General features: G+C 71.8%; 2 protein-coding genes. Both read right to left on the bottom strand.

Annotation, left to right across the window (positions count from 1 at the left end; translation table 11 throughout):
• A partial coding sequence (gene flhF / locus JMF90_RS34630; RefSeq protein ID WP_201326121.1) for a flagellar biosynthesis protein FlhF occupies nucleotides 1–1366 on the bottom strand: 1366 nt, incomplete at its 3' end.
• Nucleotides 1363–2117 (bottom strand): FHIPEP family type III secretion protein (locus tag JMF90_RS34625; RefSeq protein ID WP_201326120.1); only part of this gene is annotated, 755 nt, incomplete at its 5' end. The genes flhF and JMF90_RS34625, both read right to left, overlap by 4 nt.

The following is a 2117-nucleotide window of genomic DNA, read 5'->3' as shown; positions in this document are numbered from 1 at the left end:
CCGCGCGGTCGCGCTGGCTCATGCCGATCGTGTCGATCAGCACGATGTGCTTGTTGCGCAGCTCGGACAGCGCGAGCGCGAGATCGCCCGCATCCTTCACCGCATGCACCGGCACGCCGAGGATCTTGCCGAAGATGCGCAGTTGCTCGTGGCCGCCGATCCGGTAGCTGTCGGTGGTCAGCAGCGCGACCTTGCTCGCGCCGAAGCGCATCACGCAGCGCGCGGCCAGCTTCGCGGTGGTGGTCGTCTTGCCGACGCCCGTCGGCCCCATCAGCGCGAACACGCCGCCGCGCTCCATCAGCGCGTCCTCGCTGTCGAGCACCGGCAGGTTCGACGCGAGCACCGACTGCGCCCATTCGGCGGCCTGCTCGAAGGTCTGCGCGTCGTCGCCGGACGGCAGGTTGTCGACCAGCATCCGCACCAGTTGCGCGGAAAAGCCCGCCGCGAACAGGTGCTTCGTCAGCGCGCCGTGAACGGCGCTGCGGCGCTGGCGGTCGTGCCACATCAGGCTGTCGAACTGCTCTTGCATCATCCCGCGCAGCTCGCCCAGCTCCTGCATCACGGTGTCGTTGACGATCCGCTCGATGCGCGACTTCACCGCGTCGGCCACCGCGGCGGCCGCGTCGGACGACAGGCGCGTGCGTTCGGCCGTCTTGGCGGCGTACGCGGCGCCCGTGTCGGGGGCGCGCCGCGCGGCGGCCGGCGCGCCGGCGGGCGGCATCCGGCGTTCTGCGTCGCGCACGATGTCGCGTGCCCAGTCGGGCGGCGTCGCGCCGGCTGCGGGCTGCGGCGCGCTCGCCTGCGGCTCGGCAGGCGCCTGCGCTCGGGCGATCAGCGCGTCGCGCTGCTGCGTGAGGCGCTTCGCGTGCTCGACCAGCCACGGTGCGGGTTCGGAAGTGGCGGCCGGCGATCCGGGGGCCGGCCATCCGGCGGCCGGCGATCCGGCGGTCGGTGCTGCGATCGACGGCGCGGCCGCGGCGGGCGCGTCAGCCTCGATCGACGAACGATGCGCATCCGCCTCTTGCGCGTCGGCGCTCGCGCCGAACACGGACGAGAACACGTCCGGCAGCCCGCCTTCGCCCGCCGCATACGGATTGACGGCCGGGCGCGGTGCGATGCCGGGGCGCGACACGATCCCCGGCACGGCGGCGGCCGGCACGGATTCCGGCACGCGCGACGGGGCGACGCGCGGACGCGCGGCCGGCGGCGCCACCGCGGCCAGATCCGAATCGGCGAGTGCAACGATTTCGACACTGCCGTCATCGAGCGTGCGGTTCGACAGCACGACCGCGTCGGCGCCGAGCGCCTCGCGCACGAGACGAAGTGCGTCGCGGCTCGTTGCGCCGGTGAATTTGCGAATGTTCAAGCGGAACCCCCGATGACGTTAACGACTTTGATCGTGCGTGTGTCCGGCACTTCGGCATACGACAGCACTTTCAATTGCGGCAGGCTGCGGCGCAGGAAGCGCGCGAGCATCGCGCGCAGCGCGTGCTGCACCAGCAGCACCGGCGGCAGCCCGAGATTCTGTTGACGCAGCATCGCTTGCTGCGTGCCGGTCAGAAGGTTGTGCGCAAGGCCGGGCTCGAGGCCCGGGTTCGCGCCGGTGGCGAGCGCCTGCGACAGCACGCGCTCCAGATTCGCGTCGAGGCCCATCACCTGCATTTCGCCGTTGCCCGGATACCACTGCTGCGTGATCGCGCGGCCGAGCGAGAGCCGCACCGCGGCCGTGATCTCGAACGCGTCGCCGCGGCCCGCATGCTCGGACACGGCCTCGAGGATCGTACGCATGTCGCGGATCGGCACGCCTTCCTCGAGCAGGTTCTGCAGCACTTTCTGCAGCGTGGTGAGCGAGATCGTCTTCGGCACGAGGTCCTCGACGAGCGACGGCGCGTCCTTGCCGGTGCGCTCGACGAGCGCCTGCACTTCCTGGCGGCCGAGCAGCTCGGCCGCGTGCTGGACGACGAGATGGTTCAGATGCGTCGCGACCACCGTGCTCGCGTCGACCACCGTGTAGCCGTACACCTGCGCCTGCTCGCGCAGCGCGACGTCGATCCACACGGCCGGCAGCCCGAACGCGGGGTCCTGCGTGACGGCGCCCGGCAGCGCGGCCGTCACCT

Origin of the sequence: Burkholderia sp. E168m23 (assembly GCF_016586125.1) — a bacterium.
Lineage (GTDB): Bacteria > Pseudomonadota > Gammaproteobacteria > Burkholderiales > Burkholderiaceae > Burkholderia > Burkholderia orbicola.
The sequence above is the reverse complement of the archived record's forward strand: the minus strand, read 5'-3'. Positions and strand labels throughout refer to the sequence as shown.